This window comes from Pseudomonas sp. BSw22131, from assembly GCF_026810445.1.
GTDB lineage: Bacteria > Pseudomonadota > Gammaproteobacteria > Pseudomonadales > Pseudomonadaceae > Aquipseudomonas > Aquipseudomonas huanghezhanensis.
On sequence record NZ_CP113949.1, the window covers coordinates 5,098,902 to 5,114,511 of the forward strand.

Annotated in this window: 11 protein-coding genes; 5 read left to right on the plus strand and 6 right to left on the minus strand. The window is 60.1% G+C overall.

Going from position 1 to position 15,610, the window contains the following annotated elements; genetic code table 11:
* Window positions 1–20: 20 nt before the first annotated feature.
* Window positions 21–950 (minus strand): NAD-dependent epimerase/dehydratase family protein, encoded by a 930-nt coding sequence (locus OYW20_RS23030; protein WP_268798195.1) that lies wholly within the window; start codon window positions 948–950, stop codon window positions 21–23.
* A complete protein-coding gene (locus OYW20_RS23035; RefSeq protein WP_268798196.1) occupies window positions 943–1,827 on the minus strand; it encodes a sugar nucleotide-binding protein in 885 nt (294 codons plus the stop codon). Before OYW20_RS23035 ends, OYW20_RS23030 begins: the two co-directional genes overlap by 8 nt.
* Window positions 1,828–2,099: 272 nt before the next feature.
* Here OYW20_RS23035 and OYW20_RS23040 point away from each other — a divergent pair, with 272 nt between their 5' ends.
* On the plus strand, window positions 2,100–6,422 hold the full coding sequence (locus OYW20_RS23040) for a DEAD/DEAH box helicase (protein WP_268798197.1): 4,323 nt from the start codon (window positions 2,100–2,102) through the stop codon (window positions 6,420–6,422).
* A 33-nt stretch (window positions 6,423–6,455) separates the two neighbouring features.
* Here OYW20_RS23040 and OYW20_RS23045 read toward each other — a convergent pair whose 3' ends face one another.
* On the minus strand, window positions 6,456–8,606 hold the full coding sequence (locus OYW20_RS23045; protein WP_268801213.1) for a mechanosensitive ion channel family protein: 2,151 nt from the start codon (window positions 8,604–8,606) through the stop codon (window positions 6,456–6,458).
* Between the two features lie 253 nt (window positions 8,607–8,859).
* On the opposite strand from OYW20_RS23045, the gene OYW20_RS23050 reads away from it, so the two are divergent.
* The 3 genes from OYW20_RS23050 to OYW20_RS23060 all read left to right on the plus strand — a co-directional run bounded on the left by OYW20_RS23050 (window position 8,860) and on the right by OYW20_RS23060 (window position 12,483).
* Window positions 8,860–11,214 (plus strand): FdhF/YdeP family oxidoreductase, encoded by a 2,355-nt coding sequence (locus OYW20_RS23050; protein ID WP_268798198.1) that lies wholly within the window; start codon window positions 8,860–8,862, stop codon window positions 11,212–11,214.
* Window positions 11,215–11,372: 158 nt separating this feature from the next.
* Window positions 11,373–11,957 carry a TetR/AcrR family transcriptional regulator gene (locus OYW20_RS23055; RefSeq protein ID WP_268798199.1) on the plus strand — a complete coding sequence of 195 codons (585 nt, stop codon included), beginning with the start codon at window positions 11,373–11,375 and terminating at the stop codon, window positions 11,955–11,957.
* A gap of 46 nt (window positions 11,958–12,003) precedes the next feature.
* The gene (locus OYW20_RS23060; RefSeq protein ID WP_268798200.1) at window positions 12,004–12,483 is read left to right on the plus strand and encodes a nuclear transport factor 2 family protein; all 480 of its coding nucleotides are present in this window, start codon (window positions 12,004–12,006) and stop codon (window positions 12,481–12,483) included.
* A 106-nt stretch (window positions 12,484–12,589) separates the two neighbouring features.
* Here OYW20_RS23060 and OYW20_RS23065 read toward each other — a convergent pair whose 3' ends face one another.
* A complete protein-coding gene (locus tag OYW20_RS23065; RefSeq protein ID WP_268798201.1) occupies window positions 12,590–13,132 on the minus strand; it encodes a single-stranded DNA-binding protein in 543 nt (180 codons plus the stop codon).
* Between the two features lie 286 nt (window positions 13,133–13,418).
* Between OYW20_RS23065 and OYW20_RS23070 the strand changes: the two genes are divergently transcribed.
* Window positions 13,419–13,718 carry a hypothetical protein gene (locus OYW20_RS23070; protein WP_268798202.1) on the plus strand — a complete coding sequence of 100 codons (300 nt, stop codon included), beginning with the start codon at window positions 13,419–13,421 and terminating at the stop codon, window positions 13,716–13,718.
* Here the strand turns inward: OYW20_RS23070 and OYW20_RS23075 are convergent.
* Both OYW20_RS23075 and OYW20_RS23080 read right to left on the minus strand, forming a co-directional pair.
* A complete protein-coding gene (locus OYW20_RS23075; protein WP_268798203.1) occupies window positions 13,715–14,620 on the minus strand; it encodes a LysR family transcriptional regulator in 906 nt (301 codons plus the stop codon). The genes OYW20_RS23070 and OYW20_RS23075 overlap by 4 nt on opposite strands.
* Before the next feature lie 29 nt (window positions 14,621–14,649).
* The gene (locus OYW20_RS23080) at window positions 14,650–15,606 is read right to left on the minus strand and encodes a peptidylprolyl isomerase (RefSeq protein WP_268798204.1); all 957 of its coding nucleotides are present in this window, start codon (window positions 15,604–15,606) and stop codon (window positions 14,650–14,652) included.
* Between the last annotated feature and the right edge of the window lie 4 nt (window positions 15,607–15,610).

Genomic DNA, 15,610 nt, shown 5'->3' on the forward strand with positions numbered 1-15,610 from the left:
GCGCTCCTGTAATTACCGTGTTAGCGCCCCAACAACTTTGCCAGCCCGACATTCAACGGGGTCGGGACTGGCATCTCGAAGCGCTCGACCAAGCGCTGATTGTCGGCACGGGAGTGGCGAATATCACCCGAGCGTGCAGGCAGATACGTCACTGCTGGCAAATCACCTACCACCTCAGAAAGCGCTGCCAGCAACTGATTGAGCGAAGTCGTCGCGTTCAGCCCGACATTGATCGCGCCCTCTTCTACCACCGGCCGCTCGAGCGCTTGCACCAGCAGCCCGGCCAGATCGCCGACATAAAAGAAGTCCCGCGTTTGCTCGCCGTCCCCGAAAATATTGATCGGCAGTCCACGTTCAGCGCGCTCGGCGAAAATGCTGATCACACCTGAATAGGGTGACGAAGGATCCTGGCGGGGACCGAAAATATTGAAGAATCGAAACGACACCGGCTCCAGTCCGTGCTGACGGCGGTAAAAGTCCAGGTAGTACTCGCTGGCCAGTTTGTCCGACGCATAAGGCGTGAGCGGCGCTTTCGGGGTGTCTTCGGTGATCGACTCACCTTCGCCGTTATTGCCGTACACGGCTGCGCTCGACGCGAAAACAACCCGCTTGATGCCAGCCTGGCGCATGGCTTCACAGACGTTCAACGTGCCGATGAAGTTGCTTTGGTGGGTTTTGACCGGATCGTCGACAGAAGCCTGCACCGAGGCCACGGCAGCCAGGTGCGTCACCGCCTGACACCCCATGGCGGCGCGCGCGACAAGAGCCGCATCAGCCACATCGCCTTCAATCAGTTCAACGCGCGGATTATCCAGCGGCAGGTTGCTGCGCTTGCCGGAAGACAGGTCGTCCAGAATCCTGACCGCATAGCCCTTGGCGAGCAACGCATCGACCAGATGAGAACCAATGAAACCGGCGCCGCCGGTGATTAAGACAGGTGCATCAGACATGGCGGTAATAGCGGTCCAATAAGTTCGGCAGACCGGCACGCCAGGCGCGCGGCTTGATGCCAAAGGTATGAAGGATTTTCTTGCAGGCCAGTACGGCGTTTTGTGGCTCTTGGGCGGCGTCGGCCTGAGCCGCATGCGCTTGAGCTGTCGGCGCTTCGATGGCCAGTGGGTGCATCAGGCGGGCTTCGGTGAGGACCGCTTGCCCCAGCGCCAGTGGCGTTGTCGCCTCATGCCCGGCGTAGTGATAAGTGCCCCACAGCGGAGCCGCGCAATCGAGTTGCTTGAGCACCGAAATGATGACCCGGGCCGCGTCGTCTACGGGAGTCGGATTGCCGCGACGATCATCGGCCATCAGCAAAGGCTCGGGTGATCGCGCAAGGGTCAGGAAACGACCCAGCACGCCATCGACACTGTCGTCTAGCAACCAGCCGAAACGCAAAAGCACATGTTGCGGACAGGTCGCGCGCACGCTTTGCTCCATTCGCCACAACGCCTGGCCTCTGGAACCCAGCGGCACGGGCTCGTCTTTTTCGCTGTAGGCAGTCGCTCGCGAACCATCGAAGACGCGATAGCTGGAAGGTTGCACGAGGACAATATTGTGATGCTGGCAGAGTTCGGACAGGCGCTCGACCGAGCGCTCCTGACTGTCCAGCCGATCCGCGCTCACGCTCTGCGCCTGGAACCAGTCGAAGTAGTAGGCAAGGTTTATCAGGGCGTCCGGACGGGTGTCATCGAGCAGTTGCGTCAGGCTTGCCGCATCCCAACCGTCTTGCGGTGGACGCGGTGCAAGGAAGCCAATGCCCTCCTCGGCACCCAGACGAATCAACGCCTGCCCAAGGGCATTCCCGCCGCCCAACAGCATAAGGCGCATTCGCATAAAGTCAGTTGGCTCAGTCTCAGAATTCGGTTGAAAAAATAGATCAAAAACGCTCGCAAACATAACACGTCGCGTGTTTTCCCCCAACAAGGGGCTGAGCACTTATTGGAGCGAGGCTTGGCCGCGAAGTCGCCACCTCGATTCGCCTGACACATGGCATTAATAGCTTGGCGGGCAAGCCTCGCCCCAACAGGGTGGGAGATGTCTATTGGTGAGGGCTCGCCGATCACCGGCGCTTGCATCTGCAACCTGACGCCCTCATAAATCCGGACATGAACCTACCCCACCAGCCGGACCCGGCGCTCAGTGATTTTCACCCTGCTGTCAGCGCCTGGTTTCGGGAATCCTTCCCCGCCGTCACACCCGCGCAAGCGCAAGCCTGGCCGCTGATCAAACAGCGCATGTCCACGCTGATTGCAGCGCCGACCGGCTCGGGGAAAACCTTGACGGCGTTTCTGGCGGTGATCGACGACCTCGTTCATCAAGGCCTTGAACAAGGTGGCGCGTTGCCTGACCAGACGTTCGTGGTGTACGTCTCGCCGCTCAAGGCACTGTCCAATGACATCCAGATCAACCTGCAAAATCCGCTTGCCGGAATCACCCGACAACTGAAATCAATGGGCCTGCCGGAACTGCGCATCAGCACCGCCGTGCGCACCGGCGACACGATTCAGAAAGACCGCACGGCGATGCGTAAAACTGCGCCGCACATTCTGGTGACAACCCCCGAGTCTCTGTATGTGTTGCTCGGCTCCGACTCGGGCCGACGCATGTTGTCGACTACCAGCACCGTGATCGTCGACGAAATCCATGCCATCGCCGCCAGCAAGCGCGGCAGTCACCTGGCCTTGAGCCTTGAGCGTTTGCAGGCGCTTTGCAGCGCATCGCTGTTGCGCATCGGGTTGTCGGCGACGCAAAAGCCCATCGAGCGTGTGTCGCGGTTTCTGGTCGGCAGCGACCCGGTCGAACGCCCATGCGCCATTGTCGACATCGGTCACGCACGCCCTCGGGATCTTGCGATTGAAGTCCCGCCCGTCGCGCTGACGGCGATCATGGCCAATGACGTCTGGGAATTGGTTTACGACCGTCTTGCCGATCTCGCTCGCAACCACCGCACCACGCTGATCTTCGTCAACACCCGGCGTATGGCTGAACGCATGGCGCGGCACCTGAGCGAACGCCTTGGCAAGCTGGCGGTGGCCGCGCACCACGGCAGCCTCGCCAAGGAACAACGGCTGGACGCCGAGCAACGGCTCAAGCGGGGCGATCTGCAAGTGCTGATTGCCACCGCATCGCTGGAGTTGGGGATTGATATCGGCGATGTCGACCTGGTCTGTCAGATCGGCTCGCCCCGCTCGATCGCCTCGTTTTTGCAACGTGTCGGGCGCTCGGGCCATCAGGTCGGTGGCACGCCCAAGGGACGTTTGTTTGCAACGTCCCGGGATGACCTCATCGAATGCACGGCGCTACTCGATTGCGTGAGGCGCGGCGAACTGGACACGCTGTTGATTCCCGAGGCGCCGCTGGATGTCCTTGCTCAGCAGATCATTGCCGAGGTCAGTTGCCAGGAATGGCATGAGGACGCGTTGCTGGAGATGTTTCGCCGGGCCTCGCCTTATGCCCACGTCAACGAAGACCACTATCAGGCGCTGCTGCGCATGCTGGCCGAAGGTTATACCGGCCGCCAGGGTGTGCGCGGCGCGTACCTGCACCGCGACGCGATCACCCGCACCTTGCGCGGACGGCGCGGCAGCAAGCTGACGGCAGTGACCAGCGGCGGCACGATCCCGGACAACGCCGACTACAGCGTGATCCTCGAACCCCAGGCGCTGAACATCGGCACGGTCAATGAAGATTTCGCGGTGGAGAGCCTCGCGGGAGACGTCTTTCAGCTCGGCAATAACTCCTACCGCATTCTGCGTATCGAGTCGGGTCGCGTGCGGGTTGAGGACGCGCAAGGAATGCCGCCGAACATACCGTTCTGGATGGGGGAAGCGCCCGGACGCAGCGCCGAATTGTCATTCGCCGTCGCACGTCTTCAAGAACATCTGGGCGCGCTGATGACCGAGCATCCCGGCGAGCTGTCACGGTGTACGGAGTGGCTGATGGACACCCTGGGCCTGGATTACGCCAGCGCCGATCAGATCGTCGAGTACCTGGCACGAGCGCACGCCGTGCTGGGCGCCCTGCCCTCACAGAACACGTTGGTGATGGAGCGCTTTTTCGACGAGTCGGGCGGCACGCAACTGGTGATTCACACGCCGTTTGGCAGCCGGATCAACCGTGCGTGGGGCCTGGCCTTGCGCAAGCGGTTTTGCCGAACGTTCAATTTCGAGCTGCAAGCCGCTGCCAGTGAGGACGCGATTGTGCTGTCGCTGTCCACCAGCCACAGCTTTGCGCTGGAAGAGGTCTGGCGCTATTTAAACGCCAACACCGCCGAACATTTGCTGATTCAGGCGGTGCTCGATGCGCCGTTGTTCGGTGTGCGCTGGCGCTGGAATGCCGGTGTTGCCCTTGCCCTGCCGCGCTATACCGGGGGGCGCAAAGTCGCTCCGCAGTTGCAACGCATGAAAAGCGAAGACCTGATCGCCACGGTGTTTCCGGAGCAGATCGCATGCCTGGAGAACCTCGTGGGTGAACGCGAGGTTCCCGATCACCCTCTGGTCCAGCAAACCCTCGACGATTGCCTGCACGAGGCGATGGACGCCGAAGGTTGGCTGACGTTGCTGCGGCGCATGGAGAGCGGTGATGTGCGGCTGGTCAGTCGGGATTTGCCTGCTCCCTCGCCGCTGGCCGCAGAGATTCTCAGCGCCCGCCCTTACGCATTTCTCGACGACGCGCCGCTGGAGGAGCGCCGTACGCAAGCGGTGCTCAATCGGCGCTGGAGCGATCAGCAATCCTCGGACGACCTGGGCGCTCTGGATGCCGAGGCGATCACCGCTGTTGAGCAGGAAGCGTGGCCACAGCCGCAAAACCCGGACGAGATGCACGAAGCGCTGATGACCCTCGGCTGTATCAGCGGGACCGAGGCGCGGGCGCAACAGGGCTGGATGAAATGGCTTGAGGCCTTGGCGAAGTCAGGTCGCGCAACCCGTTTGCAGGTGACGCCTGAGCATGCACTGTGGATCGCGCTTGAGCGCCTGAGCTGCCTTCAAGCGCTTTACCCCAGCGCCGAGATGCATCCGCCGCTGGCCGCGCTTGCAGGCTTTGATGATCAATGGACGCCGGACGAAGCTGCCGTCGAAATCGTTCGCGCGCGGCTGAGTGGATTCGGCCCGTTGACGTTGCCAGCCATCGGCGATCCCCTGGCGATGCCTGACAACCTTGTGGCTCAGGCGCTGGCAAGTCTGGAGTCTGAAGGCTACGTGCTGCGTGGCCGTTTCAGCCCCGGCACCGTCGACGATCAGTGGTGCGAGCGGCATTTGCTGTCACGCATCCATCGCTACACAGTCAAGCGACTGCGCCGGGAAATCGAGCCGGTGTCGTTGCAGGACTTCATGCGGTTTCTGTTCGAGTGGCAGCACGTGTCGAGCAGTACGCAAAGCCAAGGCCGGGCGGCGCTGCCAGAGGTGCTTGATCAACTGGAAGGGTTTTCAGCGGCAGCGGGCTCGTGGGACAGCGACATCTTGCCTGCGCGCTTGAAGGACTATTCGCAAAGCTGGCTGGACGATGCGTGCCGCTCGGGCAAATGGGTGTGGATGCGTTTGACGGCACGCAGCAAAGTCGGCGCCGCGGCGTTGCGCAGCACACCGATTGTGTTGTTGCCGCGCACCCAGGTGAGCCTCTGGAGTGGATTGACCGACCAACCCGCGCCAACCGAACTGTCGTTGCGTGCGCAGAAGGTCCACGACACGTTGACTGAACACGGCGCAATGTTTTTTGACGAACTGACCGCCGAAGCCCGTTTGCTGCGAACAGAGCTGGAAAATGCCCTTCAGGAACTGGTCGGTGCGGGCCTGGTGAACGCTGACAGCTTCGCCGGTTTGCGTGCGCTGATTACGCCTGCGAGCAAGCGTTCGGCCCATACCAGCCGCCGCAATCGGGGCGCCTTCATTGGCGGGATGGACGACGCCGGACGCTGGGCGCTGTTGCGTCGGTCCGCCACGCCGCAGGTGATCGACTCAAAACGCGCGCCGCCGACAGACCCGGCAACGCTGGAACACATTGCCATGACCTTGCTGCGTCGCTACGGCGTGGTGTTCTGGCGGGTATTGGAGCGCGAGCCCGATTGGCTGCCCAGCTGGCGGGAGCTGCTGAGGACGTTTCATCGCCTGGAAGCCCGAGGGGTGATTCGTGGCGGGCGTTTTGTCAGTGGTCTGGCGGGCGAGCAATTTGCGCTGCCTGAAGCCATTCCTGTGCTGCGTGAAATACGCAAGACAGCACCGGACGGCAGCCTTGTCAGCATCAGCGGCGCGGACCCTTTGAATCTGGCGGGCACGCTGCTGCCCGGCGCCAAGGTGCCAGCGCTGGTGGGCAATCGGTTGGTGTATCGGGATGGCATTCCAGCGGCGGCAATTATTGCCGGCAAGCCCCAGTACTGGCTGGAGCTTGATCAATTGGCGATGGCGCAGGTCAGAGACCGATTGTTGCGGTAGAGCAATTTTTCGATCCGCTTCTGCAGAATCTTTTCATACCGGGGTTTCAGAGCCATCTTTATTGATCAGCGTGGCTTTGCCCGTTAGCGGTTGCTGTTCGGCGCCCTCTTCAACCGGCGGCGTGTTGCCGTTGTGCGGGCTCATCACCAGCTGTGGATAAGTTTGCGCAAAACGAACGTCGCTGGACTTATCCACAAGCCGTTTGAGGCGATCGTTGAATGCACGGCTAACGGCGTACTGCCCGCCGGACGAAGTACGGAACTGCGCCGTAATCACGATCCCGTTCATGTCCATCCGATCCAGACCGAAAACTTCCAGCGGTCCTTGCAGCTTGCCCTTGAGCAGCAGGTCGTCGCTGATCGCTTGTCCTGCCTCACGAATCAACGAGGTCGCCGAATCGACGTCGGAATCGTAGGTGAACTGGAACGAAAAGAACGCATACGCAAACTGACGGGACTGGTTGGTGACCGCCTTGATCTGACCAAACGGCACCGAATGCACAAACCCTTTGCCATCACGCAAGCGCAGCGTGCGGATGGTCAGGCTCTCGACCGTGCCCGCGTGCCCGGAATCCAGCACCACCCAGTCGCCAATCGAAATGGTGTCTTCGATGATGATGAACAGACCGGTGATCACATCCTGCACCAACTGCTGCGAACCGAAGCCGATAGCCAGACCCACCACACCCGCACCCGCCAGCAATGGCGCGACGTTGATCCCCAGATTGGCCATGGTCGTGATCGCGCAAATCACCACCAGCACGATCTTGATGGCATTGCGCAGCAGCGGCAGGATGGTTTTGACCCGCGTGCTGGGCTGACGGCCCGAGCGACTGTTGATCGGCGGCTTCAGCGCTTCCTGAATCGCCGTGTCCATGACGACCCACAGCAGCCACGTCACCAGGAAAATCAGGCCGATGCTGCTCAGAGAATCGCTGATGACCTTGCCCAGGGCGTTGCGCTGTGCGAATTCAAACAGCGAAAACCCCCAGATCCGCCCCAGCAGCTCGATGAATCCCACCGCCAGGCCAATGCGCATCAACGCATGCACCAGGCTCAACAGCCGCTGCTTGTAAGCATGTTCGACGCGCGCTTCGTTCGGTTTGAACATGTGCTGAAACAACGTACTCAGGAACACTGTCGAGATCAGCAATACGGTTGTCAGCAGCGCGCAACGCAATGCCTTCTGACTGTCTTCGCCGGCACCGATCAGGTTCACCGCCGACACCAGAATCATCAGCAGAATCGGCCAGTGCCAGAGGCTGGAAAATATCTTCAGGGTTTCCTGCAACGCGGGGCGTGAGATCCGGCTTGCCAGCGGTCGATTGCGGATCAGATGCGCGACCGGTCGCCGGACACGAAGCACCAGCATGCAGAACACTGCGGACGCGAACAGCCCGGTAAAGACCGCGACGCTGGTGGTGACGTTGCTGCCGATTTGTCTGGCGATCTGTGGGCTGGTTAGCGCATCGCTGAGCGCCGCAAGAAAACCCACGACAAACAGAGGTCGGGGGCTCAATCGCCGAATCAAGGCCACGGCCGCGCGCTTGTGACCGCTGTTGAACAACACGATCACGCACAAAATGATGGAGGTCGAAAAAATACCGCTGCTGGTTGAATACGCCAGGCATAACGCCAGCGCCCGGCCGGCTGACAGCGGCAGGAAGTGGCTGACGTAAAGCGTCAGCGGCAGGCAGATAACAGCAGGAATGGTGAAAGGAATCAGATAACCCAATACGCCTCGCACCCGCTCGCGCTTGAGCAGGTAGCGATGCCTATTGAGACGTCCGACGATCAGCTTGCCCAGCATGTACAGCAGAGCAAAGGCGCCCATCCACACCGCCGACAGCATCAGAAAGTCGCCCGCAACGCTCCATTTGGATCTCGACGACGGTTTGTTGACCAGCTTGTCGAGTTCATCTGCAGCACGGTCTGCGCGCAGCCGCCAGGAATCAAAAAGGTGCTCGTCAATGTCAAGTTTGGATTGCACGTCGTCGATGCTGGAGCTGATCGCGCCCAGCAAACCGCCCTGGACGAGTATTTCCGGTTTGTCAGGTTCGGCGGGAGTTGAGGGATCAGCAGGCTCTGCGGAAGGTGTCGATGAGGAGGCAGGCGCTGCGGCGGCGGGTGCATCAGCGGCTTGAACGTTGAAACTGCCGGCAAAAAATACAATGCACAGCAACATGACGGTTTTGAAGTTCGACAAAACGCTGATTACTCCTCGTTCGCGGATGATGGACGGCTAACTTGATCCCTACAGGAACTGATCGGATTTAGCCCTGCAAGTTCGGTTTTTGCTTCCCCTCTGGCCCGGAATGGTTCCCTTCGTTGTTTGCTTTAAGCTTCATAAAACGTAACGAACCTTTACCGTGGCCCCTCGTCACAGCTTTATGAGGGGGCCTGTTACGGGCGCGCCCGCGCTTCGAGGCAAGATGCTCATGACACTTATCCATCCCAAAGCCCACTTTCGTCCTTACACGTCTGCGTCGGGCGGCTGGGGGTCTGCCAAATCGGTGATGGAGATTCTGTGGCGCGAGCAAACGCTGATCCGCTCCACCCTACCGCTGATCAAGCAAAACAAGCATGGTGGTTTCGCGTGTGTCAGTTGCGCCTGGGCCAAGCCTGGCAAACCTAATCATCTGGAGTTCTGCGAAAACGGCGCGAAGGCGACGGCGTGGGAACTGACCTCGCTCAAGACCAGCCCAGCCTTTTTCGCCAGTCATTCTGTGAGCGAGTTGTTGCAATGGTCCGATTACGACCTGGAACAACACGGTCGCCTGACCCATCCGTTGCGCTACGACCCGGTCACTGATCACTACCGTGAAACCTCGTGGGCCGAAGCCTGGCGTGACATCGGCGCGCAGTTGCGGGGACTTGAACCAGACAGCGTGGCGTTTTACGCGTCTGGCCGCGCGTCGCTGGAAACCTCGTTCATGTACCAACTGTTCGCGCGGGCCTATGGCACGAACAATCTGCCGGACAGCTCGAACATGTGCCACGAAAGCACCTCTGTCGGCCTGCAGGAAAGTATCGGCGTGCCAGTCGGGACCGTCACGCTGGACGATTTCGAGCACACGGACTGCATCCTGTTTTTTGGTCAGAACGTAGGCAGCAACAGTCCGCGCATGCTGCATCCGTTGCAGGAAGCCCGTAAACGCAACGTGCCGATCATCACCTTCAATCCCATCCGCGAGCGAGGGCTGGAGCGTTTCGTCAATCCGCAATCGCCGGTAGAAATGCTCGGCCCGGACTCCACGATCATCAGCACCCAATATCATCAACTGGCTATCGGTGGTGATACGGCCGCGGTCATGGGTATCGCCAAAGCGCTGTTTGAGATGGACCGGGCGGCGTTGGTCAACGGCAGACCGCCGATCATCGATCAAGCATTTATCACTGAACATACCGAAGGCTTTTCTGAATTCCTGACAGCTGTGAGCGAGACGTCGTGGGAAAGTATCGAACGCACGGCAGGACTCAGCCGCAGTGCGCTTGAGGCGGTGGCTACTGTTTATGCCCGGCATGAACGCGTGATGCTGGTCTACGGCATGGGCATCACCCAGCATCGCAAGGGCGTGCAAAGCGTGCAGATGCTGGTGAACCTGTTACTGCTGCGCGGCAACATTGGCAAACGTGGCGCGGGCATTTGTCCGGTGCGCGGGCATTCCAATGTTCAAGGCCAGCGCACGGTCGGCATCACCGAAGACCCGAAAAAGGTGCCCGGCGACAAAATTCATGAGCTGTTCGGTTTCCACGTCCCCGAGAAGAAAGGCCTCAACACGGTGGAAGTCTGTGAGGGCATCCTCGACGGCAGCGTACGAGGCTTCGTTGGCCTGGGTGGGAATTTTCTGCGTGCTGTGCCGGATACGTCGCGGATGGAGCCGGCCTGGGCGAATCTGCAACTGAACGTGCAGATCGCTACGAAACTCAATCGCACGCATCTGATCACCGGCAAAAATGCCTGGTTGCTGCCTTGTCTCGGCAAGATCGAACTGGACCGGCAGAACGGCGTCGAGCAGGTTTACAGCACCGAAGACAGCACCGGCTGTGTTCACGGTTGGCGCGGGCAGAGTGAGCCGTGCAGCACAGAAACACGTTCGGAAACCGCAATTATCGCAGGACTGGCAGAGGCCACGCTCTCAGGCTCAGAGCGCATCGACTGGGATGCATGGCGCAGTGATTACGCGCTGATTCGCAAAGGAATCTCCCAGGTGTACCCGGAGATTTTTCACGACATGGAAACCCGCATGTGGGAGACCGGTGGCTTCCATCGCCCTCTTCCCGCCGCCAAGCGAGAGTGGAAGACCGAGAGCGGCAAAGCCCAGTTCATCACCCCAGAACATGTGGACGAAGACGAGGACGTTTTCCCCAACCACGATCGCCGTGATGTGCTGCAACTGATGACGATCCGCAGTAACGACCAGTTCAATACGACGATTTACGGTTATGAAGACCGGTTTCGCGGTGTGAGCGGGACGCGCGATGTGATTTTCATGAACCGCAACGATGTGATCAGGCTGGGTTTCCAGCCGGGCGACTGGGTCAGGGTTACGACCGCCATCGACCCGCAAACCGTCCGTGAAGTCAGCGCACTGCAAATCATCGCGTACGACATTCCAGAAGGCTGCAGTGCGGCGTACTACCCGGAATGCAACGCCTTGGTACCGCTCTGGCATCACGCCGAACGCAGCAAAGTGCCCGCCTCCAAGTCGGTGCCGGTGGTACTGAGTCGGGCTGCTCCCGGTGCACTAAAAATGAAACGCGCATTGCCCGAAGCCGATCAGGTGCGATGAATCACGTTGGACCAGGCTTGTGCGCGAGGAAGTCTGCATATTCGCAAGCCTGCTCCGGCATATTCGTGAGCAAGCCGCGCTCCAACACGTCAACCGGCAGTGGTTGATATATAGAATTCGCTTGACCGAGGAGAACGACCGTTCTACCTTCTCGACCCATGACTACAGCCACTACAGACACCCGCAATAAAATTCTCGCAACCGCCGAGCAGTTGATCTATCAACACGGCATCCATGCCACAGGCATGGACCTTTTGGTCAAAACGTCAGGCGTGGCACGCAAGAGTATCTACCGCTATTTCGCCACAAAAGACGAAGTGGCAGCGGCCGCCCTAAATGCGCGCGATCTACGCTGGATGGCTTGGTTTAGCAGCGAGTCCAACAAATCCGAGACGCCTGAAGCACGCATCCTCAAGATGTTTGATGTGCTCAAAGGCTGGTTTGAATCCGAGGGATTTCGCGGCTGTGCGTTCATCAACACCGCTGGCGAAATTGGCGATGCCAACGATCCGATTCGCCTGATCGCGAAACTGCATAAACAGAAGCTGTTCGATTACACACTTGCCCTGTGCGAACAGCTGTTGATCGAAAAACCCGCAGCGCTGGCTAAACAACTGCTGATTCTGATGGATGGCGCGATCACAGTCGCCCGCGTCATGGGCGATTTCAGCGCCGCCGACAGCGCAAAGGACGTTGCAAAACTCCTGCTCGAACGGGTTTTGTCGCTGACACCCACCGAATAGAAAAAGCATCACCTTATCGTTGCTCAATCTGCCTGGAGGCTCCGTAATGTCGTCCACTGCTCAAACTCGCCCGCCGCTTCCGCCTTTCAGCCGAGAGTCGGCCATCCAAAAAGTTCGTTTGGCCGAAGACGGCTGGAACAGTCGGGATGCGCAGAAGGTCTCCCTGGCCTACACCGTCGACACCCGATGGCGTAATCGCTCGGAATTCGTCAACAACCGCGACGAGGCCCAGGCCTTTCTGACTCGCAAGTGGGACAAGGAACTGGATTACCGGCTTATCAAAGAGCTGTGGGCGTTCACGGATAACCGCATTGCCGTTCGCTATGCGTATGAATGGCACGACGAGTCGGGAAACTGGTTCCGCTCGTACGGCAACGAAAATTGGGAGTTCGCAGAAGACGGCCTGATGGCCAACCGTTTCGCGTGCATCAACGACCTCCCGATCAAGGAATCGGAACGCAAATTCCATTGGCCGCAGGGACGTCGCCCGGACGATCATCCGGGGTTGTCAGAGCTGGGGCTTTAGTCACCGTTGATCAATAACGTACGTCCGATCCTCATACAAAAAGCCCCCGGCAGCGTGAACTGTCCGGGGGCTTTTTCAATTCGGTTCGTAGGGGTCCAGTCGGACGCTAGAACGGAATGTCGTCATCAAAGCTGTCGAAATCAGGAGCCGGTTGCGGCGCCTGTTGCGGAGCCGGGCGTGATTCACGCTGTGGCTGGGCGTTCGACTGCTGCGGCGCCGATTGCTGCGGACGCGACTGCTGCGGACGAGGTGCGGAATTCTGGTAGCCACCCCCGCCCTGGCCCTGTGGAGCGCCTTCGCCCTGAGGACGTCCGCCCAGCAGCTGCATGGTGCCTTGCATGTCTACCACGATTTCAGTGGTGTAACGCTTGATGCCGTCTTTTTCCCACTCGCGGGTTTGCAGCTTGCCTTCGATGTAGACCTGCGAGCCTTTACGCAGGTATTCACCGGCGATCTCGGCGACCTTGCCAAACATCGACACACGGTGCCATTCGGTCTTTTCGACTTTCTGACCGGTCTGCTTGTCAGTCCACTGCTCGCTTGTTGCCAGACTCAGATTGGTCACGGCATTACCGTTAGGCATGTAGCGAACTTCGGGATCCTGGCCACAAGTACCGACCAATATGACTTTGTTAACCCCACGGGCCATAACGTTCTCCTAGTGTCTGAGGGCAATTAATTTTGTCCGGAGGCAAAATAAATGTCCAAAATCTCATCAATTCAAATTTTGTCCTACAGTCAAGCAAGGGACTAGTGGCGGGCTCGTCCCTACATGACCATGTGCTGGAGCGAGTTTACCGCACGAAGGGATGCAAAGCGGGAATTTCCTGGGGAGCGCCATGCGTGCCCAAGGTGAAGACATCTCATAATGCATATCTATTAGCGAGGGAAGCTGGGTGCTTGCATTCCTGTGCCTCCGGTTACCTGGAAAGAAAATGGCAGGAGTGAAGTCACGAACCCCCTCAATAGCTACGGTTGAGGCGCGCATTGAAGCGGGTTTCGGTCAAGGTCAATCCTCCAACTACAAGCCACTCATGTACTTTACAGATGTGCCATCAGAGGGCACATCGACTATGGTCCAAAGCAGGGTGATCGCCGGGCAGGCGCTCGCCAGAGCCCGGCTTGCCGTGTTCGATGCGATTGGCGAGGGCCTGAGAGGCGCGGAATTTCTTGTCAAATCGAACCTGTCTAGTCCGCAGGACTGGTTCGGCAACCCCGGCAAAAGCCAGGTTTAAGGCTTGTTTCGCTCACGGCAGGCGTTCTTGAACAACTCGGCAATGGCCTGCAAATGCGGATCGTCAGCTTTTTCGCAGGCCAAGGCCAGCCAGACTGGGCGCTGCATCGGCTCGGTGAACAAATGCGGCAAAGGCACGAAGTTGCGATCCAGCGTACGGGCATAGTCAGGCAGCACTCCGATACCCGCGCCACTTCTGATCACAATGCAGTTCAGTACATGGCTGTGCACCTGAGTTACCGCCCCGCTACGGGCGGCTACCACCTCGTTCCAGGGCGACAGTGCCGCAATATCCTGATGTTCCACCCACTGCACCAGCATGAACGCCTGCAGCTCCGGCACAGACGCTGGGCGTGCGAGTTCACGCACGTAGCGTTGAGCGACATGGGGCAGGTATCGCAGGGTGGTCAAGCGCACGGGCGGCGTGAAGGCCGACGCCCCCCGCACAGCGGCGTCTGTACCTAGCCACAGCAAAAGGTCGGCGGGTGCCAGGGGCTCCCGCAACTCGGTGGGCAATGCCTGCACCTGCACGCGCAGACCGCCGTTCTTGCGCAGAAAGTCCACCAGTGGCCGGCTCAGCAGGTCATGTAGAAGCGGCTCGGCGATCGCCAGGCGCAAGGGTGGCTGACCGTCCTCTGCCAACGCCAACCGCGGCAGACCCAGTGGGCCCAGCCATTGGGCTTGCAGCAGCCTGGCAGCGGGGCTGAGCACCAAAGGGTTGCGGCCGTTTTCAAACAGTGTATGACCGAGCGTCTGCTCCAGTTGCTGCAGCGCCCGGCGAAGGGCCACCGGGCGAATGTTCAGGCGCCGCGCGGCCTGGCGGAAACAGCCGCAGCGGGCTGTCAGCAGAAAGTACTGGCGTTGCTCTTCACTCAACAACGCCAACGGTAAGCAGGTATCCATACCGATCAGCTCCATGGCCAGTCATGCGGCTATTGGTTGTCCTTGATCACCTGATTGAGCGACGAACCATCGATGCTCAAGGTGGCAGTGGTGAACATGCCATTGAGGTAGGCCTGGGCGATCTGCTCCTGACGCTGGTTGCGCAAGGAGGTTGCGAGGGTTTCCTTGGCCTCGTCGAGGGTCGCGACTCTGGCCGGCTGCTGCTCCACTAGCTTGAGGATGTGATAGCCCGCCGGCCCCTTGATGGGCTCGCTGACGCTTCCCTCCTTGAGTTTGCCCAAGGCGCCGCGTACCTCCGGCTGCAATTGCGCCAGCGGCAGCAGGCCGATATCACCACCGCGGGCCGCGCTTTGCGAGTCTTGCGAGTACTGGCGCGCGAGGGCCGCGAAGTCCGCGTTGGCGGCCTGGGCCTTCTTGCTCAGGTCCTGGGCTTGCTTGCGTACCGCGTCTTCGTCGCCCGGGTCCTTGACCGCCAGGTATATCTGGCTCAGGCGGTAGCGCGCCGGCAGTTGCAACGCTTGCTGGTTGGTCTGGTAGGCCTGCTTCAACTCATCGGCGCTGGGATAGTCGTCGGGCACCTGGCTGACCGACGCTAAATAGCTGCGGAACACGATCTGCTCGGTGGCGGCGCGGGTCTGTTGCTGGATGTCAGGGTGCTCAGGCCAACCCTGGGCGTTGGCCTGCAGCAACACGGCCTTTTCCGCGAGGCGCGTGCGAATGAGGTTTTCCAGCGCGGCGCGGTTATTGAGCAACTGCTCGCGGCTGGCGCCCGGCAGGCTGGCCAGCAGGGCCTTGACCTCGGCCGGTGTCACCGCCAGGTCGCCCAGGCGCGCTACGGCGGGGCCATCGCCGTTGTCGGCCTTGGCCGCAGGCACGGCCTGATTCGCGGCCACACTGTCGCTGGCAGGCTGCAGGCACAACGCCGCGCCGCCAACCGCCAGCGCCAGTACCGTCAACCCGCCAAACAGCATAGAAGATCGATTCATGGCG